Source organism: Pseudooceanicola sp., from assembly GCF_041987405.1.
In the GTDB taxonomy this organism is placed as follows: domain Bacteria; phylum Pseudomonadota; class Alphaproteobacteria; order Rhodobacterales; family Rhodobacteraceae; genus Pseudooceanicola.
Map to the genome: position 1 here is coordinate 185,928 of NZ_JBHIWR010000001.1, position 21,723 is coordinate 207,650.

21 protein-coding genes are annotated in these 21,723 nt (G+C 65.3%); 3 read left to right on the plus strand and 18 right to left on the minus strand.

What is annotated here, in order from left to right; translation table 11 throughout:
* Positions 1-35 precede the first annotated feature (35 nt).
* The 5 genes from ACFC2Y_RS00935 to ACFC2Y_RS00955 all read right to left on the minus strand — a co-directional run bounded on the left by ACFC2Y_RS00935 (position 36) and on the right by ACFC2Y_RS00955 (position 5,806).
* Positions 36-158: a hypothetical protein gene (locus ACFC2Y_RS00935; RefSeq protein WP_375173180.1), complete on the minus strand. Its 123-nt coding sequence runs from the start codon at positions 156-158 to the stop codon at positions 36-38.
* Between the two features lie 99 nt (positions 159-257).
* Complete coding sequence (recG, locus tag ACFC2Y_RS00940) at positions 258-2,342, minus strand: ATP-dependent DNA helicase RecG (protein ID WP_375173181.1); 2,085 nt, start codon at positions 2,340-2,342, stop codon at positions 258-260.
* A 1-nt stretch (position 2,343) separates the two neighbouring features.
* Positions 2,344-4,596: an NAD-dependent DNA ligase LigA gene (ligA, locus tag ACFC2Y_RS00945; protein ID WP_375173182.1), complete on the minus strand. Its 2,253-nt coding sequence runs from the start codon at positions 4,594-4,596 to the stop codon at positions 2,344-2,346.
* 102 nt (positions 4,597-4,698) lie between these two features.
* The gene (gene ctrA, locus ACFC2Y_RS00950) at positions 4,699-5,415 is read right to left on the minus strand and encodes a response regulator transcription factor CtrA (protein WP_375173183.1); all 717 of its coding nucleotides are present in this window, start codon (positions 5,413-5,415) and stop codon (positions 4,699-4,701) included.
* 112 nt (positions 5,416-5,527) lie between these two features.
* A complete protein-coding gene (locus tag ACFC2Y_RS00955) occupies positions 5,528-5,806 on the minus strand; it encodes a DUF1153 domain-containing protein (protein WP_375173728.1) in 279 nt (92 codons plus the stop codon).
* A 137-nt stretch (positions 5,807-5,943) separates the two neighbouring features.
* Between ACFC2Y_RS00955 and mnmA the strand changes: the two genes are divergently transcribed.
* Complete coding sequence (gene mnmA / locus ACFC2Y_RS00960; RefSeq protein WP_375173184.1) at positions 5,944-7,086, plus strand: tRNA 2-thiouridine(34) synthase MnmA; 1,143 nt, start codon at positions 5,944-5,946, stop codon at positions 7,084-7,086.
* Between the two features lie 77 nt (positions 7,087-7,163).
* Here the strand turns inward: mnmA and lpxB are convergent, their stop codons facing one another.
* The 13 genes from lpxB to pyrH all read right to left on the minus strand — a co-directional run bounded on the left by lpxB (position 7,164) and on the right by pyrH (position 19,484).
* Complete coding sequence (gene lpxB / locus ACFC2Y_RS00965; RefSeq protein ID WP_375173185.1) at positions 7,164-8,303, minus strand: lipid-A-disaccharide synthase; 1,140 nt, start codon at positions 8,301-8,303, stop codon at positions 7,164-7,166.
* Positions 8,303-9,109 (minus strand): LpxI family protein, encoded by an 807-nt coding sequence (locus tag ACFC2Y_RS00970; RefSeq protein WP_375173186.1) that lies wholly within the window; start codon positions 9,107-9,109, stop codon positions 8,303-8,305. The genes lpxB and ACFC2Y_RS00970 overlap by 1 nt, the downstream gene beginning before the upstream one ends.
* Positions 9,106-9,909: an acyl-ACP--UDP-N-acetylglucosamine O-acyltransferase gene (gene lpxA, locus ACFC2Y_RS00975; RefSeq protein ID WP_375173187.1), complete on the minus strand. Its 804-nt coding sequence runs from the start codon at positions 9,907-9,909 to the stop codon at positions 9,106-9,108. The genes ACFC2Y_RS00970 and lpxA overlap by 4 nt, the downstream gene beginning before the upstream one ends.
* Before the next feature lie 3 nt (positions 9,910-9,912).
* Positions 9,913-10,377, minus strand: a complete 465-nt coding sequence (gene fabZ / locus ACFC2Y_RS00980; protein ID WP_375173188.1) for a 3-hydroxyacyl-ACP dehydratase FabZ — start codon at positions 10,375-10,377, stop codon at positions 9,913-9,915.
* Positions 10,378-10,441: 64 nt separating this feature from the next.
* On the minus strand, positions 10,442-11,107 hold the full coding sequence (locus ACFC2Y_RS00985; protein WP_375173189.1) for an OmpH family outer membrane protein: 666 nt from the start codon (positions 11,105-11,107) through the stop codon (positions 10,442-10,444).
* Positions 11,108-11,114: 7 nt separating this feature from the next.
* Entirely contained in the window at positions 11,115-13,472 is a 2,358-nt protein-coding gene (bamA, locus tag ACFC2Y_RS00990) for an outer membrane protein assembly factor BamA (protein ID WP_375186389.1), read from the minus strand.
* Between the two features lie 195 nt (positions 13,473-13,667).
* Positions 13,668-13,799 carry a hypothetical protein gene (locus ACFC2Y_RS00995; RefSeq protein WP_375173191.1) on the minus strand — a complete coding sequence of 44 codons (132 nt, stop codon included), beginning with the start codon at positions 13,797-13,799 and terminating at the stop codon, positions 13,668-13,670.
* A gap of 131 nt (positions 13,800-13,930) precedes the next feature.
* Entirely contained in the window at positions 13,931-15,271 is a 1,341-nt protein-coding gene (rseP, locus tag ACFC2Y_RS01000) for an RIP metalloprotease RseP (protein ID WP_375173192.1), read from the minus strand.
* Positions 15,272-15,280: 9 nt separating this feature from the next.
* Positions 15,281-16,453: a 1-deoxy-D-xylulose-5-phosphate reductoisomerase gene (gene dxr, locus ACFC2Y_RS01005; protein ID WP_375173193.1), complete on the minus strand. Its 1,173-nt coding sequence runs from the start codon at positions 16,451-16,453 to the stop codon at positions 15,281-15,283.
* The gene (locus tag ACFC2Y_RS01010) at positions 16,453-17,238 is read right to left on the minus strand and encodes a phosphatidate cytidylyltransferase (RefSeq protein WP_375173194.1); all 786 of its coding nucleotides are present in this window, start codon (positions 17,236-17,238) and stop codon (positions 16,453-16,455) included. Before ACFC2Y_RS01010 ends, dxr begins: the two co-directional genes overlap by 1 nt.
* A gap of 1 nt (position 17,239) precedes the next feature.
* Positions 17,240-17,965: a polyprenyl diphosphate synthase gene (gene uppS / locus ACFC2Y_RS01015; RefSeq protein ID WP_375173195.1), complete on the minus strand. Its 726-nt coding sequence runs from the start codon at positions 17,963-17,965 to the stop codon at positions 17,240-17,242.
* A gap of 17 nt (positions 17,966-17,982) precedes the next feature.
* Complete coding sequence (gene frr / locus ACFC2Y_RS01020) at positions 17,983-18,546, minus strand: ribosome recycling factor (RefSeq protein ID WP_375173196.1); 564 nt, start codon at positions 18,544-18,546, stop codon at positions 17,983-17,985.
* A 209-nt stretch (positions 18,547-18,755) separates the two neighbouring features.
* On the minus strand, positions 18,756-19,484 hold the full coding sequence (gene pyrH / locus ACFC2Y_RS01025) for a UMP kinase (protein WP_375173729.1): 729 nt from the start codon (positions 19,482-19,484) through the stop codon (positions 18,756-18,758).
* Between the two features lie 115 nt (positions 19,485-19,599).
* Between pyrH and miaA the strand changes: the two genes are divergently transcribed.
* Together miaA and ACFC2Y_RS01035 are read left to right on the plus strand one after the other, a co-directional pair.
* A complete protein-coding gene (miaA, locus tag ACFC2Y_RS01030; RefSeq protein WP_375173197.1) occupies positions 19,600-20,454 on the plus strand; it encodes a tRNA (adenosine(37)-N6)-dimethylallyltransferase MiaA in 855 nt (284 codons plus the stop codon).
* Between the two features lie 163 nt (positions 20,455-20,617).
* Positions 20,618-21,451 (plus strand): helix-turn-helix transcriptional regulator, encoded by an 834-nt coding sequence (locus ACFC2Y_RS01035; RefSeq protein ID WP_375173198.1) that lies wholly within the window; start codon positions 20,618-20,620, stop codon positions 21,449-21,451.
* The last annotated feature ends 272 nt before the right edge of the window (positions 21,452-21,723 follow it).

Here is a 21,723-nt window from a genome sequence, read left to right on the forward strand (position 1 = left end):
TGCACGGACGCGAAACCGCAGGCAGAAACTGAAAATCAGGCGATGGCAGGCAGGTGCAGCGCCCCCAGAAGCAGAACGGTCAGGGCCGCAACGCCGAGGAGGTCCTCGACCAGCGTTCCACGGGAGTCGCGAAGCAGGTCTGCGATTTGGCGGATCATGGCGATGTTCCTTTCGGCGTTAACTCTGTTTCCTCTTTGTTCTCATATTCACCCCGCCGCTGTAAAGAACTTTTTGAGAACATTTGAGAACAAAATGAGTTATCCGACCGAAATCAAACGGATAGCCTCGTCCTGCCCCATGAGCCAAAGGAGCTGCCGCGCCGCCCTGCCCCGGTCGCTTTCCAGCGTCGGATCCAGGGTCAGCAGGGTGCGCGCATCGGACTGGGCCAGAGCCATCAGGCCGGTGTCCCGCTCCAGATCGGCGATGCGGAACCGGGGCACGCCGGATTGGGCCGTGCCGATGACATCGCCCGCGCCGCGCATCTCCAGATCGACCTCGGCGATTCGGAAGCCGTCCTCGGTTTCGCGCATCAGGGTCAGGCGTTTTTCGGCCGTTTCGCTCAGCGGTGGCTGGTACATCATCAGGCAGGTCGCCTGCGCCTCGCCCCGCCCGACGCGGCCGCGCAACTGATGAAGCTGGGCAAGACCAAATATCTCCGCCCGTTCGATCACCATGATGGAGGCATTGGGCACGTTGACCCCCACCTCGATCACCGTCGTGGCCACTAGAACCCGCCGCTCACCCGCGACGAACCCCGCCATGGCGCGATCCTTTTCGGCCGGGGGCATCTGTCCGTGCACCAGCGCGACGACCTCTTCGCCCAGGACGGTGCGCAGGTGCTTGAAGCGGTCCTCGGCCGCAGTCAGGTCCAGGCTTTCGCTCTCCTCGACCAGCGGGCAGACCCAGTAGGCCTGACGCCCCTCCGCCAGGGCACGGCGCAGGTGGTCGATCACCTCCTCCATCCGGCCGGTCTGGACCAGCGCGGTCTTGATCGGCTTCCGCCCCGGCGGCTTTTCGTCCAGCACGGAGACATCCATATCGCCGTATTGCGCCAGCGCGAGCGAGCGGGGAATCGGCGTTGCGGTCATCACCAGCACATCTGCCAACGCGCCTTTCTTACCCAGTTCCAGCCGTTGCCGGACCCCGAAGCGGTGTTGTTCATCAACAATGGCCAGGCGCAGATCGTGAAAGGCAACATCCGCCTGAAACACCGCATGGGTACCCACAAGGATGTCGATCCTCCCCGCCGCCAGGTCGGAAAGCTTGGCCGCGCGGTCCGCCCCGCGATCCCGCCCGGTGAGGATCTCGACCCGCACCCCCGCCGCCTCCGCCAGCGGGGTGAGCCCCTCAAGGTGTTGACGCGCAAGGATTTCCGTCGGGGCCATCATGACACCTTGTCCCCCCGCCTCCACCGCGATCAGCAGGGCGAGGAAGGCGACCAGCGTCTTGCCCGCGCCCACGTCCCCCTGCAGCAGGCGGGACATGCGCCGATCCTGCGCCATGTCCTTGGCGATCTCGTCGACCGCGCGGCGCTGTGCCCCGGTCGGCTGATAGGGCAGTTGATCCAGGACCTTGCGCCGCAGTGCGCCATCGCCGGTCGTGCCCCGCCCCTTCGCGCGCCGGGTTCGCGCGCGGGCCAGGGCCAGGGTCAGCTGGTGAGCGAAAAGTTCGTCATAGGCCAGGCGCTGATGATCCTTGTCCAGCGCGCTTGGGTCATGTTCGGGCGCATGGGCCTGGGCCAGCGCCTGCGACCAGGCGGGCCAGCCGCGTTCGGCCATAAGCCCCGGGTCGATCCATTCGGGCAGCTCGGGCACACGGGTCAGGGCGGCGGTGACGGCCTTGCCCATGGTGCGCTGTGTCACGCCATGGGTCAGCGGGTAAACCGGTTCGAAATCAGGCAGTTCGCCTGCCTCATGCAGCTCCAACACGTGATCGGGATGAACCATCTGGGCCATGCCGTCGAACAGTTCGAACTTGCCCGACACCACACGCCGTTCACCGATTGGCAGGATTTTCTTGAGATAATCCCCGCGCGCGTGGAAGAAGACGATCGGGAAATCCTCCTGCGCGTCGCGGACGAGAACGCGATAGGCCCCGCCCCGGCGCGCCGCGGGGCGATGCGCCACGACCTCGACCTCCACCGTATGGGTGTCGGGCAGCGGCGCGCCCTTGATCGTGTCGCGGCGGCGGCGGTCGATCACCCCATGCGGCAGCAGGAAGGCCAGGTCGCGCGGAGTTTCGATGCCGATCTGCGCCATATGCTTGGCCACCTTGGGGCCAACCCCGGGCAGGGTCTGCACATCGGCAAAAAGCGGGAAGAGGATTTCCGGCCGCTGCGCCATCTCACCCCCCGATGAGGGCGAGCCAGCCGTCCTCGTCTATCGTCTCCACCCCAAGCTCGGCCGCTTTTTTCGCCTTGGACCCCGCGCCGGGCCCGGCCACCAGCAGATCCGTCTTGGCGGAGACGGAACCGGAGACCTTGGCGCCGAGCGCCTCCGCCCGCGCCTTGGCCTCCGCACGGGTCATCTTTTCCAGGCTGCCGGTGAAGACCACGGTCTTGCCGGCGACCGGGCTGTCGCCTGTCGCGGCGGCCTCCATATCCTGAATGTCCAATTCCGCCACCAGCCGGTCGATGGAGGCGCGTTCGGCGGTCTGTTGCAGGGTCGTGACCAGCGAGACGGCGACCGCGGCCCCGATCCCGTCGATGCCGACCAGATCGTCCCAGGCCGCCTTGGCCGCCGGGTCCAATGCGGGCGCGGCCTCCCAGATTTGGGTGCGGGCGGCGGTTACGGCGGCGCGGCGGCCCTCCTCGGCGGCGGCGCGGCGTTCGCGCAACACGGCCTCTTCGGCCATGACGTGGCGTTGCGCGGCGGGGGCGGCTGTGTCGATCGCCCGGGCGAACGCGTCCCAGCTAGTGAAATGGCGGGCCAGATCGGCGGCGGCGACTTCCCCGACATGGCGGATGCCGAGGGCGAAGAGCAGTCGATTCAGGGGGATACGCCGTTTGTCGTCTATTGCGGCAAAAAGATTCGTCGCGCTCTTTTCGCCAAAGCCCTCGCGGTTCTTCAGCTTGGCAATCTGCGCCGCATCGCGCGCCTCAAGCGTGAAGATATCGGCCGGTTCACGGATAGGCAGGGTGTCGTCGGCGTAGAACATCTCCACCTGTTTCGCGCCGAGCCCCTCGATGTCGAAGGCGGCGCGGGAGACGAAATGTTTCAGCTTTTCAACGGCCTGCGCGGGGCAGATCAGACCGCCGGTGCAGCGGCGGACGGAATCGCCCTCCTCGCGCACGGCCTCGGATCCGCACTCGGGGCAGCGCGTCGGGAAGACATAGGGCTGCGTATCGTCGGGGCGTTTGGACAGATCCACATCCGCCACCTTGGGGATCACATCGCCCGCGCGATAGACCTGCACCCAGTCGCCGATGCGGATGTCCTTGCCTCCGCGGATCTCTTCGCCCTTGCTGTCGCGGCCCGCGATGTAATCCTCGTTGTGCAACGTGGCGTTGGAGACGACGACGCCGCCGACCGTCACCGGCGTCAGCCGCGCCACGGGCGAGAGCGCGCCGGTCCGGCCGACCTGGATGTCGATGGCCTCCAGCCGGGTCCAGGCCAGTTCGGCGGGGAATTTATGCGCCAGGGCCCATCTGGGCGTGGTGGCGCGGCTGCCCAGGCGGTTTTGCAAAGCCAGGTCATCGACTTTGTAAACCACCCCGTCGATGTCATAGCCAAGGGTCGCACGCTGCGCCTCGATCTCGCGGTAATGCGCCAGCATCTCCTCGGGGCCGTCGCAAGTGCGGGTCAGCGGGTTGGTCTGAAACCCCAGTGTCTCCAATCGGTTGATTGCCCCGGTCTGGGTCTCGGCCAGGGGTGCGCTGAGCTCCCCCCAGGAATAGGCGAAGAACCGCAGGGGGCGCGCGCGCGTGATTTCGCTGTCCAGTTGGCGCAGGGATCCGGCGGCGGCATTGCGCGGGTTGGCAAAGGTCTTGCCGCCCCGTTCAGCCTGCCGGGTGTTGAGGGCCGCGAAATCCTCATGCGACATGTAGACCTCGCCCCGTACCTCCAGCACATCGGGGGCGCCGTCGATCCGGGCGGGAATATCGGTGATCGTCCGCGCGTTGGCGGTGACGTTTTCGCCGACCTCGCCATCGCCGCGGGTCGCGGCCTGGATCAACTCGCCGTTTTCGTAGCGCAGCGACAGGGACAGCCCGTCGATCTTGGGTTCCGCGGTGAACTTCAGCGGCGCCGTGGGTGAGAGGTTGAGATAGCTGCGTATCCGGGCGTCGAAATCTGTGACATCCGCGTCGTCAAAGGCGTTGGCCAGGGACATCATCCGCACGGAATGGGTGATCTTGCCAAAGCCCTCCGCCGGGGCGGCGCCGACCTGTTCGCTTGGGCTGTCCGGGCGTTTCAGATCCGGGAATCGCGCCTCGATCGCGGCGTTGCGCAGTTTCGCGGCGTCATAGTCGGCGTCCGACATCTCGGGGGCGTCGTCGGTGTGGTAGGCGGTGTTGGCGCGGGTCAGAAGGTCGGCCAGACGGGCGAGTTCGACCTCGGCCTCCTCCCTCGTCAACCTGTCGACGGCTGTGTCGGACATGCCTGCGCCCCCTTCATCATCCCCGCGGCCAATGTGGCTGTGGGAAGTGATAGGGGGCGCGTGAACCGGGGTCCAGTGGTGAGTGGCGGCGTTTCGGCAGAATCAGGCGCCCACGGCGAGGCGCTGATCGTCGTATTCTTCCGGCTGCGGATCACGCAGCACATAGCCGCGGCCCCAGACAGTTTCGATGTAGTTTTCCCCGCCCGTGGCGGTGGAGAGTTTCTTGCGCAATTTGCAGATGAAGACGTCGATGATTTTCAACTCCGGCTCGTCCATGCCGCCGTAGAGATGGTTCAGGAACATCTCCTTCGTCAGGGTCGTCCCCTTGCGCAGGGAAAGCAGCTCCAGCATCTGGTATTCCTTGCCGGTGAGATGCACGGATTTCCCCTCCACCTCCACCGTCTTGGCATCGAGGTTGACGGAGACCTTGCCGGTGTCGATGACCGACTGCGAATGGCCCTTGGACCGGCGGATGATGGCGTGAATGCGGGCGACCAGTTCCTCGCGGTGGAAGGGTTTGGTCATGTAGTCATCCGCGCCGAAGCCAAAGCCGCGGATCTTGTTTTCGGTATCATCGGCCCCGGTGAGGATCAGGATCGGCGTTTCGATGCGGGACATGCGGAGTTGTCGGAGCACTTCGTGACCATTCATGTCCGGCAGACCGAGATCCAGCAGGATCAGATCGTAATCGTAGAGCTTCGCGAGATCGATGCCCTCCTCCCCAAGGTCTGTCGTGTAGACGTTAAGGTTGGCATGGGTGAGCATCAGTTCGATGCTCTTCGAGGTCGTCGGATCGTCTTCTACGAGCAGGACACGCATTACCGAACTCCGTTATGTGTTAATCTACTTGGTCACTCTGCCCCCAAATGGTTAATGACCAATTACCGTATCTGGCGATTCCACTCAACAACCCAAAGTTGTTCCAATCATGTCAGCTTTGCCTAAATTTTTGCACAGAGGTCGCCTTGAGCGCTTTTTCGCCGTGCCGGGAAATCGCCCAGACCCATTCGCGAAACTCCTCCTCACTCAACCCATATAGCTCCAACGCCTCCTCCTGCGTGATCAGGCCATGGACCACGCCGCGCACCACGGCCGCCTTGCGCGAGGCCACCCATCTGCGGGTTTCCTGCGGGGGCAGATCCGCGCGGGTCATGAACGTCCCGTCCGGGAGGGTGACAGCCCTTGGCCCCTGGATTTTCTTGAGATACATCGCCAGCACAGCCTTTTCCGTTCCGGAGGCATCCTTGCCGCTCGGGCTTAACGGGAGGTGAAATCCCGGGCTGTTAATCGCTCGCATTTTCGCTTATTGCTTCATGCTTCGTTGAACTTCGGGTCGGAGGCCCCGCCATGGCGCTTGATCGGAACACCGGACTGAACTCCCTCGGTTTTGCCAAACCGCCTGCCGAGACGCGGGTGGTTGTGGCCATGTCGGGCGGCGTCGACAGCTCTGTCGTGGCGGCGATGCTGGCCGAAGAGGGCTATGATGTCGTCGGCGTGACCCTGCAGCTTTACGATCATGGTGCGGCGCTGGCCAAGAAGGGCGCCTGCTGTGCCGGACTGGACATCCATGACGCCCGCCGCGTGGCGGAGGAAATGGGCTTTCCGCACTACGTTCTGAACTATGAAAATATCTTCAAGGACGCGGTTATCGACGAGTTTGCAGACAGTTACCTGGCCGGGGCGACGCCCGTGCCCTGCATCCGCTGCAACGAACGGGTGAAGTTCAAGGACCTGCTGGAAACCGCGCGTGATCTGGACGCCGATTGCATGGCTACAGGCCACTACATCCAGCGCAAACTCGGGGCGCAGGGGGCGGAACTGCACAGCGCGGCGGATGCCAATCGCGACCAGAGCTACTTCCTCTTCTCCACCACGCCGGAGCAGCTGGACTACCTGCGGTTCCCGCTCGGCCATCTGCCGTCCAAGGCGGAAACCCGGGCGCTGGCGGCGAAATATGGACTGCCGGTGGCGGACAAGCCCGACAGTCAGGACATCTGCTTTGTCCCCAACGGCAACTATGCCTCGGTGATCGAGAAACTGCGCCCCGGCGCGGCCGAACCAGGGGAGATCGTGGACCCCGAGGGCAAGGTTCTGGGCACCCATGACGGGGTGATTCATTACACCATCGGGCAACGGCGCGGGCTGGGCATCGGCGGGCTGGCGGAGCCGCTATACGTGGTGAAGCTTGACGTGGATGCGCGTCAGGTCGTGGTCGGCCCGAAGGAAATGCTGGCCACCCGCAGCGTTCCGGTGCGCGAGATCAACTGGCTGGGCGACGGGAAATTCACCGATCTTAACGAACGTCACATTTCGGTGAAGGTCCGCTCCACCCGGCCGCCGCGTGAGGCGATCCTGCGGCCAATTTCCGACACGGAAGCGGTGGTGGAGCTACTGACGGCCGAGGAAGGCGTCTCTCCGGGCCAGGCCTGTGTGTTCTATGAGACGGGCGGGACGCGGATTTTGGGCGGCGGCTGGATCTGGAAGGGCTGAGCGCAAAGGGGTGACTTTGGCGTTGGCCCGGGAGGCCAGAATGCAGCGCCTTTCTGACCCTGGCCCATGGCGCTCGCTCACAGTCGGGCCAGCACCGCCTCTGCCGCGCGCAGCCCCGGGGCTTCGCCCCCCTCTCCCAGTCGCTCCATCGTCAGCGCCATGGCGGCGTCCTGAGCCGTCGGGTCCTCCAATAGCGCCCGCGCCGCCGGGGTGATCAGATCGGCGCGGCACTCGGGGCCGAGGAATTCCGGGACCGTGCGGCTATCGGCGACGAGGTTCACCAGGGTCACCGTATCGGTCAGGATCATCCGCTGCATGATGGCAAAGGTCACCGGGTGCATCCGGTAGGCGATAACCATGGGCGTCCGGGCGGCGGCCAGCTCCAAAGACACGGTGCCGGAGGCCGCAATCGCCAGGTCGGCGGCATGGAAGGCGGCGCGTTTGGCGGTGTCGTCGGTCTCCGCCGGGTCGAGGAGGATGGGCTGCACGGGCCAGTCGGGCAGCATCTCGCGCAGCAGGGGCAGGACGGGTGCGGCGGCGGGCAGGACGGCGCGCAGGTCGGGCGTATCCCGGGTCAGCTGCGTCAAGGTCTCCGCCAGAACCGGGGCGATCCGGCTGACCTCGCCCCGGCGCGACCCGGGCAGCAACAGGGCCAGCGGGGCGTCGCCAATGTCATGGGCGGCGCGGAAGGCCCGGGCCTCTTCGGCGGTGGCGCGGGGCTGCGTGGCGATCGGATGGCCGACGAAATCGCAGTCCATCCCGGCGGCCTGCATCAGCGGCGGCTCGAACGGGAAGAGCGCGAGCACATGGTCGATCATCGCCGCCATCTTCTGCGCCCGGCCGGGACGCCAGGCCCAGACTGTCGGCGCGACGTAATGCACGGTGCGGATCGGCGCGGCCGCCTTTACCAGTCGGGCGACGCGCAGGCAGAAGTCCGGGCTGTCGATGGTGATCAGAACATCCGGTCTGATATCAAGAACCGCTTGCGCGCTTTCCCGGATGCGCCGCTTGAGGTGAAAGTACTTCGGCAGGATCTCCGCCAGCCCCATGACCGAGAGCTCGTCCATCGGAAACAGGCTCTCCATCCCCTCGCCGCACATGCGCGGGCCGCCGATGCCGTGAAACTCTATATCCGCAACAAGCGATTTCAGCCCCTGCATCAGCGCCTGGCCAAGCGCATCGCCCGAGGGTTCGCCCGCGATCAGAAAGACCCGCATCAGGGATCCGCCAGCAGGAAGAGGCCGTGGTCGCGGCAGAGCGACAGAATCTCCGCCCTATCGAGCAGCAGGACACCGCCCGCGGCAATCGCGATGCCGTCCAGCCCCGCGCGGGCGGCGGCGCGCAGCGTGTCGGGCCCGATGGTCGGCATGTCGACGCGCAGGTCCTGGCCGGTCTTGGGACGTTTGATCAGCACGCCACCGCCCTCGCGCCGCAGATGCGCCGGGGTCTCTCCGACAAAGCGCAGCAGCGCGTCGGTGCCCTGCAGCGTCTCGATCCCCAGGCAGAGGCCCCCGGCCACGACACAACCCTGGCCGACGTCATGGGGTGACAGCGCCTCCAGAATGGCGCGGCCCCGGGCGATGTCTTTGCGGGCGATGGCTGTCGGGTCCTCCCCGGCCAGCAGGCCGGGCGCGGCGATCAGATCGGGCAGGATGTCGGTGACACCGACGACGGCGAAGCCCTCCTCCTCGAACATGCGGATGACATAGCGCAGCAGGTGGTCGTCGCCCTGCTGCATCGCCGCCATGAGATGTGGCAGAAGCCCGGTGGTCGTCACATCCAGCGCGGCCGGGTCAAAGGCGGGGCGGGACATGGCCCCGGCCATGACGACCCTGCTCACCCCCTCGGCGCGCAGCGCGGCAAAGAGATCGCCCAGACGTTCCATCCGATGGCGGGAGACACGGTCCTCCGGCAGAGTGACCTCCGCCCCCTCGAAGGCGATGCAGCAGGCCCCGGGATCGGCTGCGGCCAGGGCGGCGGGCAGCCCCCCGCCCCCGGCGATGATGGCGAGCCGTCCGCTCACCCCTGCCCCGGTGTGAGGAAGGAGCGGTCGCTGGCGCCGGTGACAAAATCCACAATCTCGCGCACATAGGCGCTTTCGGTTTCCTCGCCCAGACGGCGGGCGCGGTCCTGAAAGGCGCCCTCGCCCTGGGCCAGCATCTGAAAGGCCGCGCGCAGGGCGGTGATATCGGACCGCGCAACGCCACGCCGTTTCAGCCCGACCAGGTTCAGCCCGTCCAGCACACCGCGCGGCGCCTGGACGAGGCCGAAGGGGATGACGTCATTGGTCACCATGGTCACAGCGCCGATGATCGCGCCGCGGCCAATGCGCACGAACTGGTGCACGCCGGACAGGCCGCCGATGATGACATCGTCGTCAATGATGCAGTGACCGGCGAGCGCGGCATTGTTCACCACGATGACATTATTGCCCAACTGGCAGTCATGGGCGATGTGGCAGCCCGCCATGAAGAGCCCGTCGTCGCCGACCCGGGTCACCCCGCCGCCGCCTTCGGTGCCGGTGTTCATGGTGACGTGTTCGCGGATGCGGTTGCGCTTGCCGATCGTCAGGGTGGTCTCTTCGCCCTTGAACTTCAGGTCCTGCGGGATGCCGCCCAGAACGGCAAAGGGATGGACCAGCGTGTCCTCGCCCACCTCGGTGATCCCCTGCACCACCACATGGCTCATCAGGGTGACGCCCCGGGCCAGGGTCACCTTGGGGCCGATGTGGCAGAAGGGGCCGATGGTGACGCCTGCAGCGATCTGCGCCCCGTCCTCGATGATGGCAGAGGGGTGAACCTCTGCACCGGGATCAATGGCCATGGGTCACTCCTTCGGCAGGTCCATCATGGCGGTGAATTCGGCCTCACAGGCCAGATCGCCTTCTACCTCGGCCACGCCCTTGAACTTCCAGACCTTGGCGCCCGGCTTGCCACGCAGGGTGGTCAGCCGCATCTTGAGCACGTCGCCCGGCACGACCATGCGGCGGAACTTGCAGCCGTCGATGGCCATGAAATAGACCAGTAGCTCCTTGTCGGCCATGTCCATGTCGACGCCCACCATGACGGCGGCGGTCTGGGCCATGGCTTCGACGATGGTCACACCGGGCATGATCGGCTTGCCGGGGAAGTGACCCTGGAAATGCGGCTCGTTCATCGTGACATTCTTGATGCCGAGGGCGGAACTGTAGCCGTCGATCTCTTCGACGCGGTCGACGAGGAGGAAGGGATAGCGGTGCGGGATGATCCGTTGGATGAGCCCGATATCGGCGGTTTTCAATGTGTCGCTCATGGGCAGTCCCTTTCGTTTGGTGAGGTGCCTAACAACTGGACCCGAAACGGGCAAGCGTGGCGTTTCAGTCGCCTGACCCGGCGGTAGCGCCTTCGGTCGGCGCGGGCGCATCCGTGGCGGGGTCACCTGTGGCACCGGTGTCCTCGGTCGGGCGGATGTCGCCCCCGTCCTGCATGGCCGCATCCAGCCGTTCGATCGCGGTGTCGGTGACGTCAATGGACTGCAAGCCCACGATCACGTTGCTTTTTTCCAGGATCGCGACGGCGCCCGTATCGCGCATGATCGAGGCCAGAACAGGGTTCGCGGCCTGAAGGATCCGCAGGCGTGCCTGTTCCGACTGGCCCTGCAACTCGCGCAGCTTGGCGTCCTGTTCCTCGCGAATGCGGTTCACCTTCTCGTCGAAAGCGGCGGCCGCGGCGCGGAAATCCTCGGTCGAGAGGGAAGCGCGCCGGACAGACAGGTCCTTCTCCTCCTCCGTCAGCTCCGCCTCGATCCGGCGGTTTTCGGCGGCAAGGGTGGCGCTTTTCTCGGCCAGGTCGCGCTCGATCTCCCGGCCCGCCGCGCTGTCGTTGAGCAGGCGGTCGGTGTCCAGGGTCAGGACGGGGCTGAAGACCTGATCCGGCGAGCGGCCCAGTTCAAAGCCCGACTGCGTCGCGGCCGGGGTGGCAGCGAAAAGGGCGATCGTGACACCGACCGCCCCTGCCAAAGATGTCCATGTGGTCCGGGTCACGCGGTCCTCAGAATTCCGACCTGATCGTCAGGTTGAAGAACTGCTCCTCGTCGAGCGCTTCTTTCCGCAGGGCCTTGGCGAAGTTGAACCGCAACGGTCCGATCGGGGTATCCCAGAAGACCGAGAGGCCGACGACATGGCGGAAGGAGCCACTGTTGTAGAGCAGGTCACCCGCCCCCGCGCCCGAGGCCCCGACATCCCAGACGTTGGACACATCGTAGAAGGCGCCGCCCGAGATGCCGTATTCTTCGGGAAGACCGAGGGGGAATTCCGCCTCCAGGCTGCCGACGACGAACATGTTGCCGCCAAGGGCGTTGTTGTGCGTTCCGGCGGTGTATTGCCGCGGGCCGACGCCATCCGGTTCGAACCCGCGCAGATAATCGTCTAGCAAGCCGACACGGTCGATCGTGCGGCTGGAGCCCCTGGTGTAGTTGAGCATGCCGCCGCGCAGGCTGGCGCGCAGGGTCACCTCTTCGTTCAGGACACGGGTCTGGGCCACCGCGGCGGCCTTGGTGCGAATGAACTGCGTATCGCCGCCGATCCCGGCGAAGTCCTGGCTGAATTCCAGCAACAGCCCCCGGTTGGTGTCAATTCCGGAGGATCGGGTGTCGTAGGTGAAGCTGTATCCCAGATAGCTGGAAAGTACCTCGCCCTGGGCGATCTCACCGGCGATGATGGACCCGATCGCCGGTGCGCCCGCCGCCGTGGCCGCGGTCATGGCGGAGTTTTCCAGCCCGTAGCGCACGCCAAAGCGGCTCTGCTCTCCGAGCGGGAAGGACAGGCCCATGCCAAGGCTGGAGACCTGCGTGTTGTAGGGCGCGTTGAAGGTTTCGGTTTCGACGTAGCCGATGTTGAAATCAAACGCGACGTCACGCCCCAAAAAGGCCGGTTCCACAAAGGCCAGGCTGTAGTTCTGGTTCGAATCCGCCCCCGAGAGGCTGAGGTTCAAAGTCTGGCCACGACCCAGGAAGTTGTTTTCGTTGAACGAAACCGCCAGACCGAAGCCGGAGTTGGTCGAGAAGGTACCGCCGAAGGACAGGGAGCCGGTCGGCTTTTCCTGAACGTCCACATCCAGGACGACCTGGTCCGGGGCGGAGCCTTCGCGCGCGTTCACTTCGGCCGTTTCGAAGTAGTTCAGCGCCCGGATACGCTCCGCCGCCTGGCGGATCTGGCGGGGGTTGAACGGGTCACCCTCGACGATCTTGAATTGCTGACGCACCACACGGTCCAGCGTGGTCGTGTTCCCTTCGACGTCGATCCGTTCGACAAAGACGCGCGGGCCGCGGGTCAGGACGAACTCGACATCCAGGGTCAGGTCGCGGTCGTTGCGGGTCACACGCGGTTCGACACGCAGGAAATCCAGCCCGTCTCGGACGGCCTGTGCCTCCATCCGGGCGATGGCGTTTTCCACGTCGGTCGGCGAATAGACAGTGCCGGAGCGGATGCGCACGACGCCTTCGTAGAGATCGGCTTCCGCCTGGGGATAATCGCTGACGACGGTGATCTCGCCGAATCTGAACTGCTGCCCTTCCTGCACGTTGAAGGTGACGAAATAGGCGTCACGCTGGCGGGCCAGTTCGGCATTCACGGCGGTGGTGCGGAAATCGATGTAACCGCGCGAGAGATAGAAATCGCGCAGAAGCTGCTGGTCGAATTGCAGCCGGTCCTCGACCAGGGTGTCGCGGCGGATGAACTGACGCAGAAGCCCGGCCTGTTTCGTCTCCAGCACGCGGCGAAGACGGCGATCGGAATAGACCTGGTTGCCGACAAAGCCGATGCGGTTGATTTCGGTGTTGTTGCCTTCGAAGACCTCGAAGACCAGATCAACCCGGTTGTCGGAGCGGCGAATGACCTTGGGGGTGACGCGGGCGGAAATCCGGCCCTGCTCTGCATAGGCCGCGGCGATGCGGTCCGCATCTTCCCGCGCGCGGGTCGGCGAAAAGACCAGCCGGGGCTGGGCCTGGACGATTTCGGACAGCGCGTCGTCCTTCAGGCGCCGGTTGCCTTCGAACCGCACCCGGTTGACCGTCGGATACTCCTGCACCTCGATGACCAGCGTGCCGCCCCGCGGTGTGAGGACAACCGTCTCGAACAGGCCGGAGCCGACGAGCCGTTGGTAGGCGTCGTTCAGCTGCGCGGCCGATACCGTCTCGCCCCGGGCGATTCCGGTGTAGCTCAGCACCGTTCCTGTCTCGATCCGGGCGTTGCCGTCGACCTGCACCGAATTGAACCGATAGCTCTGTGCGAGGGTCATGTCCGGTGTCGCGATCACGGCACCACCTAGCAACAGTGCCGCCATGACAACGCGTTTGGGTGCGCTGTACCGGGTAGGGCTGGCAGACCCGTTCCGCTTTGTTTTTTTCATAATTCAGACCTGGTCAGATATCCCCTGTCAGACCGTGAGTAACCCGTCCCTCCGGGCTTGTCAAAATCAAGTGACCCCAAAATGAAAAAGGTGCGCTTCCCGTGTGGAAAGCGCACCGTGTAGTTCTGACCGGACCCAAGTTTGCTGCCTTGATCCGATCATGAGGTCGGCCGCTGCCACGGCCTGGGGGAAACTTTAGTTGAGGATCGATCCGATCCATCCGCCAGCGGCCAGCGCCGCGGCGATCATGCCCACGGTAAACAGGCGGTCACGGTTCATATCGACCAGAAGGGATACACCGGAATAGCCGTTTTGAATGATCTGCATGTTCTTCGTCCTTGCGGGTCATTTCAGGGTCTTACGGGACTTTGCCCGCGCAGGGGCCGTTGTCCCGCCCAAATGAGGCTGAATTCCGTCAATGAATATGGCAATTTCGGGGCAAACGCCCTGCCGTCACGTCAAGGACACAGGACATCGTTGGTCAGGGCAAAGATCATCACCGACAGGATCAACGTCAGACCGGCCCCCATCAGAACCCGCAGGGCGTTATCGGACGGGGGCTTCCCGGCCACGGCCTCGTAGGCGAAGAACACAAGGTGGCCGCCATCCAGCACCGGGATCGGAAAGAGGTTCAGCAGGCCGACCGCCGTCGACAGCGCCGCCACGAACCAGATGAAGCTAACCGCGCCCTGGCTTGCCATGGCGCCGGAGGTCTGGGCGATGCCGATCGGGCCGGTCATGTTGCAGGTGGATATCGCCCCGGTGATCATGTGCCACAGCCCCGAGACGGAGCTGGAGGCGATGCGCCAGGTCTGGCTGACGCCATCGCTCACCGCCTCGCCAAAGCCAAGGCGCTCCGTCGCCGGTTCAAAGGCCAGACCGCCCGCGATCCCGATCCGCCATTCGGTGCGGAAGCCACCCTCCGCCTGGGGTTCATCGACACGGCGCGGGGCGAGGGCAAAGTCCATCGGCTCCTCGATGCCCTCGCGCCAGACGGTCAGCGCCAGAACACGCCCGTCGGAGGATTCCACAGCATCTTTCAGCTGCGTGAAGGCAAAGATCGGGTCGCCGTCGACCGAGAGGATTACGTCGCCGGACTTCAGCCCGATATCATAGGCAGCGGAACTGGGCGCCAGCTGCGTGATGAGCGGCGGATAGGGATAGGGCCCCGGCACCGTCATCTCGATGCCGTCGCGTTCGATCCGGTAGTCCAGCACCTGCTCCACCGGCAGGTCATCGCCAAGACCGGCAAATTCGCTGGTCTCGCTGTCAGGCAGGTCGATCCCTCCGATGGAGAGCAGACGGTCGCCCTGCTCCAACGTCGCATAATCGGGCGGCAGCGGACGCATCTTTTCCACGGCCAGCGGATGCGCGACCTGGCCCTGCGCGACAAAGAGCGCGGCAAAGACGGCGATCGACAGTATGAAGTTGAAGACAGGCCCCGCCGCAACAGTGGCCGACCGCGCCCAGAGCGGCGCGCCATGCATGGTCATGCGCCGATCCCGTTCGCTCAGATGCGACATGGCCCCGGCATCCTTGCCCGAGGCCGCATCGCTGTCGCCCAGGAACTTCACGTAACCGCCAAAGGGCAGCGCGGCCAGTTGCCAGCGCGTGCCGTGCTTGTCGACGCGGGAAAAGAGAACCGGACCGAAGCCGAGGGAGAAGACCTCTGCCCGGATGCCGGAGAGGCGGCCGATGATGTAGTGGCCATATTCATGGATCGCCACGATGATCGACAGCGCCACGACAAAGGCGAGAAGGGTCTGGAAAATGCTGCCGAACTGCGGGAGGAATTCCATCAGGTGTCCTTACTGCTGCCTCTCGGCCATCACCTTGTCGGCCTCACACCGGGCGAGATGGTCCATTTGCAGGATGTTATCAAGGTCAAACCGGCCTTTTGCGGGGCCAAGTCGCGCATCCAGCCGATCAAGAGAGCGTGCGACGACCTCCGCCATTTCGGTGAAGCCGATGCGCCGCGCGATGAAGGCATCAAGCGCGCGTTCCTTGGCCGCGTTGAAGGCCGCCCCCGCCAGACCACCCCGCTCCATCACCCTCCGGGCAAGCTCCAGCGCGGGATATCGGCCCGGTTCGGGCGCGCGGAAGGTCAGCTGGCCCAGCTTGGCCAAGTCCAGCCGCTCCACCGGCAGAGGCGCGCGCGCGGGCCAGTGCAGGGCATAGCCGATGGCATGGCGCATGTCCGGCGCGCCGAGGTGGGCCATGATGCCGCCGTCGACATGGCCGACCAGCGCATGGACCATGCTTTCGGGGTGGATCAGCACCTCAATCTGGTCCGGGGCGAGGCCGAAGAACTCTTTCGCCTCAATGACCTCCAGCGCCTTGTTGAACATGGAGGCGCTGTCGATCGTGATCCGCTGTCCCATGTCCCAATTGGGATGGGTCGCGGCCTGCTCCGGCGTGGCAGAACAAAGCTTCTCCATCGGCCAGTCGCGAAAGGCGCCACCACTGGCCGTCAGGATCACCCGCTCGACGGAGGCGATATCCTCCCCCGCCAGGGCCTGGAAGACGGCGGAATGTTCGCTGTCGACCGGAAGGATCGTTCCGTTATGCTGGCGGGCCATGTCCATCACCAGCGCACCGGCGGCAACAAGGGTTTCCTTGTTGGCCAGGGCCAGGGTCGCGCCCTGCTCCAACGCGGCCAGACCGGGCGGCAGGCCCGCAGCGCCCACGATCGCCGACATGACCCAGTCGGCAGGGCGCGCGGCGGCCTCTTTCAGCGCCTCGGCCCCGGCGGCGGCCTCGACCCCCGACCCGGCAAGGGCCGCGCGCAGGTCGTCCAACAGATCGTCATGGGCGGTCACGGCGACCTCTGCCTCTAGGCGGATCGCGTCCCGGGCCAGCTGCGCGAGATTGCGCCCGCCGGTCAGGGCAACAACCTGATACCCCTCGGCATTCCGGTCTATCAGATCAATGGTGTTCTGCCCGATTGACCCGGTGGCCCCCAGGATGGTGACACGCCGCATCAGGGCGTCCCCACGGGCAGCCCCGCCCAGGGGCCGATCAGCAGCAGGAAGAGCGCGCCGCCCAGCATCCCGTCGAACCGGTCCAGCAGCCCGCCATGGCCGGGGATCAGGGCCGAACTGTCCTTGGCCCCGACCCGGCGTTTCATCGCGCTTTCCGCCATATCGCCCATCTGCGAGGCCATGGAGACCGCGATGGACAGGCCGATGATCCCGCTGCCGACATCCCCGCGCCCCACATAGGCCAGCCCGACCAGCCCCGCGGCGATCCAGCCGGCGACCGTTCCGGACCATGTCTTCTTGGGCGAGACGCGCGGCCAGAACTTCGGCCCGCCGATGGCGCGACCGGCGAAATAACCAGCCACATCCGTCGCCACGACCACCAGCACCAGCCAGAGCATCCAGCCCATGCCGGAGACCTCGCGCAGCTGCACCATGCCGAAGCCCGCAACAAGGATCAGCGCCGCATAGCTGAGGTAGAGCACCCGGTGCCGCGGCACCCAGGCGATGCCGGCCATGGCCGGGGCCAGCAGCAACGGCAAGGCAACAAGAAGCGGCAGGTAGAACGCGGCCAGCAGGGCCGCCGTCGCGAGCACCGCCATGCCAAGCGCGGAAGTCCGCGCCTCCGGCACTAGCAGGCGGACCAGTTCCCAGACCATGCCGCCCACGACGAGGGCAAAGGCGATGCGCAGCAGATGCCCGCCCATCCAGATCACCAATAGGCCGATGGCCACCATCGCCAGGCCGGAGATGACCCGTGCCGTCAGATCGTCCCAGGATCGCGCCATGTCAGGCCTTTACCCCGCCGAAACGACGGTCGCGGTTCATGTAGCTCTGGATCACCTCGCCAAAGACCTTGGGGGTGAAGTCGGGCCAGAGCGTGTCGATGAATTCATATTCGGCATAGGCCGACTGCCAGAGCAGGAAGTTGGAAATCCGCGCCTCGCCGCTGGTGCGGATCACCAGATCCGGGTCGGGCAGCACATGGGTATCAAGGTATCGCGGCAGCGTTTCCTCGTCCACGCTGGCGGGGTCGAGACGGCCGGCCGCCACATCCTCGGCCAGGCGCCGGGTGGCGCGGGCGACCTCGTCCCGGCCACCGTAGTTCAGCGCGATGGTCAGATTGGTGCCGTCACATTCGCGCGTCACCTCCTCCAGCTCGTCCATCAGGCTCTGCAGTTTCTCGTCCAGCCCGGGCCGGTCGCCGATGAAGCGGACGCGCACGTTATTGGCCCTGAGCGCGCGCGCCTCTTTCTGGATGTAGCGTTTGAAGAGCGACATGAGGCCCGCGACCTCGATCTGCGTGCGCTTCCAGTTCTCGGTCGAAAAGCCGAAGATCGTCAGGTATTTGACGCCCAGATCCGGACAGGCCTCCACCGCCTCGCGCACCCGTTTCGCCCCGGCGTGATGGCCAAAGAGGCGCGGTCGGCCGCGCATGGTGGCCCAACGACCATTGCCATCCATGATGATGGCGACATGGCGGGGGCCCCGCCGGATATGCTCCTGCTCTGTCACGTGCTCCTGCTCCGCGATCAGACCTGCATGATCTCTTCCTGTTTCGTCTCCAGCGCCTGATCCACCTTCTTGATGTAGGTGTCGGTCAGATCCTGCACTTCGGATTCCCAGAACTTCTGGTCATCCTCGGACAGGCCGTCCGCCTTGGCCTTCTTGACCTGATCCATCCCGTCGCGACGCACATTGCGCACGGCAACCCGGGCGCTTTCGGCATATTGCGCGGCGACCTTGGTCAGCTCGCGGCGGCGCTCCTCGTTCAGTTCGGGGATCGGCAGCATGATGATGGTGCCGTTGAGCTGCGGGTTGATGCCCAGTCCGCTCTCGCGGATCGCCTTCTCGACCTTGTTCACCAGCCCCTTGTCCCAGACGTTGACGGTGACCATGCGCGGTTCCGGGACGTTGACGGTGCCGACCTGGTTGATCGGGGTGGGCTGGCCATAGGCGTCGACCATCACCGGCTCCAGCATGGAGGCCGAGGCCCGCCCGGTGCGGAGCGAGGCGAATTCCGTCCTGAGCGCGCTCATCGCGCCATCCATGCGGCGTTGCAGGTCGTCTGTATCCAGCTCGAAATCGTCTGACATGGGTGGCTCCCCGTTCTTCAATTTGTCGAAAGGCGTAATACGGCACCCACTCCGCCTTGTATAGGCGTTGCATGTCCGATCGCCCGTGTCGCATCCCCTCGCCCCTCATGCGGAGGGACGAGGCCCGCGCTGGAAGTATCTGCAACCAGAAGCCGACGTGACGCGTCCTGCTTCATCTTTCCTCAAATACTCACAACCCGAGGCCCGGGTCAGTCACGGACGATGGTATAGGTGCCCTGCCCGGCCAGGATACCGCGGAAGCCGCCGGGTTCGTCCAGCGAGAAGACGATGATCGGCTTCTTGTTGTCCCGCGCCAGGGCGATGGCGGAGGCGTCCATGACATTGAGGTGCTGGGCCAGCACCTCGTCATAGCTGACCTTGTCATAGCGTTTGGCATCCGCGTGTTTCATCGGGTCCTTGTCATAGACCCCGTCGACCTTGGTGCCCTTGAAGATCGCCTCGCAGGCCATTTCATTGGCGCGCAGCGTGGCGGCGGTGTCGGTGGTGAAATAGGGGTTGCCGGTGCCCGCGGCGAAGATGCAGACGCGGTTCTTTTCCAGGTGCCGGACGGCACGGCGGCGGATGTAAGGCTCGCACACCTGGTCCATCGGGATCGCGCTGATCACGCGGGTGTGGATCTTCAGCGCCTCAAGCGCGGCCTGCATTGCCAGCGCGTTCATCACCGTGGCCAGCATCCCCATGTAGTCGGCGGTGGTCCGTTCCATCCCCTGGGCGCTGCCCGCGAGGCCGCGGAAGATGTTGCCGCCGCCGATGACCATGCAGATCTCGACCCCCATGTCGTGGACCGATTTGATCTCGCGTGCGATGCGGTCGACCGTGGGCGGATTGAGGCCGTAGCCCTGGTCGCCCATCAGCGCCTCCCCCGAGATCTTGAGCAAAACGCGCTTGTAGGTGGTCTTGGGCTGGTCTTCGGCCATGTTGCGCTCCATCTCTCCGGGGGGGTAGGCTGGCGGCAAAATGGTCGAAAACGGCAGGCAGTTCAATGCGTCAATCCCATCCCCTGCGGTCAGGCCCCGCATGATCCCCCCGGGGATGTCCAGAGAGCGCCCGGTGCTGATCGCCGGGCCGACCGCTTCGGGCAAGTCGGCGCTGGCGATGGAGATCGCGGCGCGGGACGGGCGGGTCGTGGTGAACGCCGATGCGATCCAGGTCTATGACAACTGGCGCGTGCTCTCCGCCCGACCTTCAGAGGCCGATGAGGCGCGGGTGTCGCATGCGCTTTATGGCCATGTGGCGCGGGAGGAGGTCTATTCCGTCGGGGCCTGGCTGCGGGAGGTCACGTCGTTCCTATCCGCCGCGCCGGTGATCGTCGGGGGGACGGGGCTATATTTCTCCGCGCTGACGGAGGGGCTGGCGGAGATCCCGGCCACCCCGCCGGAGATCCGGGAGGAGGGCGACCGGCTGCGCGCGGCGGAGGGGTTGGGGCCCCTTCTGGCGGAGCTGGACGCGGAAACGCTCGCAAGGATCGACCAACAGAACCCGATGCGGGTGCAGCGCGCATGGGAGGTCTGGCGCGCCACGGGCCGTCCGCTGTCGGCCTGGCAGGACGACACGCCTCCGCCGCTGCTGCAGGTCGCGGATGCAGAATGCCTGGTCCTCGATGCGCCGAGGGAATGGCTGACGCCGCGGATCGAGCGGCGGTTCGACATGATGTTGGCGGAGGGCGCATTGGAAGAAGCCGCGGCCAACCTCGCCGATTGGGACCCGGCCCGCCCCTCGTCGAAAGCCATCGGCGCGCCGGAACTGATTGCCCATCTGCGCGGCGAGATGACATTGGAGGACGCGCGGGAGGCCGCGACCATCGCGACTCGGCAGTTCGCGAAACGGCAGCGCAGCTGGTTCCGGTCCCGAATGTCCGACTGGCGGAATGTTTCCCCCATGGGTTGATTCGACCCGGCATCATGGCGCTTTATGGGTGAACTATCCCCAAAGCGTCCACAGATTGGCTTTTCATCGCCAAAATTCTGTGGGCAAGCTGTGGATAAGCCACTCAGGACTTTACGATATGCGACCTCCGCTTCAAGCTTCGGTTCAGCAGAGGGGACCGGACATGCAAATACAGAACATCCTTGCGCAATCACCTCATGAGCATTCGGTGGCATCGCCGCGCTTGCGAAGCTTTGGCCAACTGACCATGGGCGACCCCTGGCGGCTGGAATTGCAGCACGCCCGGGCCTCGCATCTTTTCATCTGGATGACCAAGGGTCAGGGTCGTGCGACCATCCTGGGCAAGCGGCGCGGCGTCGGGGCGCACAACGCCCTCTACGTGCCGGCGGGGACGCTGATGTCGATGGATCTGGGCAAGCAGTGCTACGGCGTGGCTGTCGACCTGCCCGCCCATGAAGCCGGGATCATGCCGGACGAAGTGAAACACGTGCGCGTCCGCGATGTGATGGCGCAGAACGAGGTCACCGCGATCCTTGACAACATGCAGCGTGAGCAATCCACGCATCGCGCCTTCGGGGACGAAGCGGCACGCGCCCACGCCGGGCTTCTGGCCGTCTGGATGCGCCGGATGCTGGCCCATCCGGAAAACCAGCCCTCCCCCCGGGTGCCCGCCGCGGACCGGCTGATCGCCGGGTTCTGCGCGCTGGTGGAAAAGAACTATCGTTCCGGCAAGCCGATGGCGGATTACGCGGAGAAGCTTGGCGTGACACCGACGCATCTGAGCCGCGCCTGCCGCCAGATCTCGGGCATGACGGCGGCGGACATCATCACGCAGAGGGTGCTCTACGCCGCGCGCGACATGCTGGAAAGCGGCGACCTGCCGATCCGGCACATCGCGGATATGCTGGGCTTCTCCTCCGCCGCCTATTTCACACGGTTCATCCAGAACCAGACCGGGCGGACGCCGTCTGCCCTGCGGACCGCCGCGCGCGCCTGAGCCGGTTTCGGCCACAGCGCCAGAAAAAACAGCAACTGCCCGGAACCGGGCGTCGCTATCCGGCGGCGCCCGGTTTCACGTCTGCGCGCCATGGTCTTGTTTCTTCTTGCAATATGGGGGGATGTCGTCTTTGACTTATGAGGATGTCGCAAACAGACCATGAAATGTCGACCATGGCCCTAGCCGAACGGCGAAAATTGTTTCGCAATGGAGAAACCAGCGGCGACAGCGGGCCGATCATTAGCCCCCGGAACGAGACACCCGCCCGACAA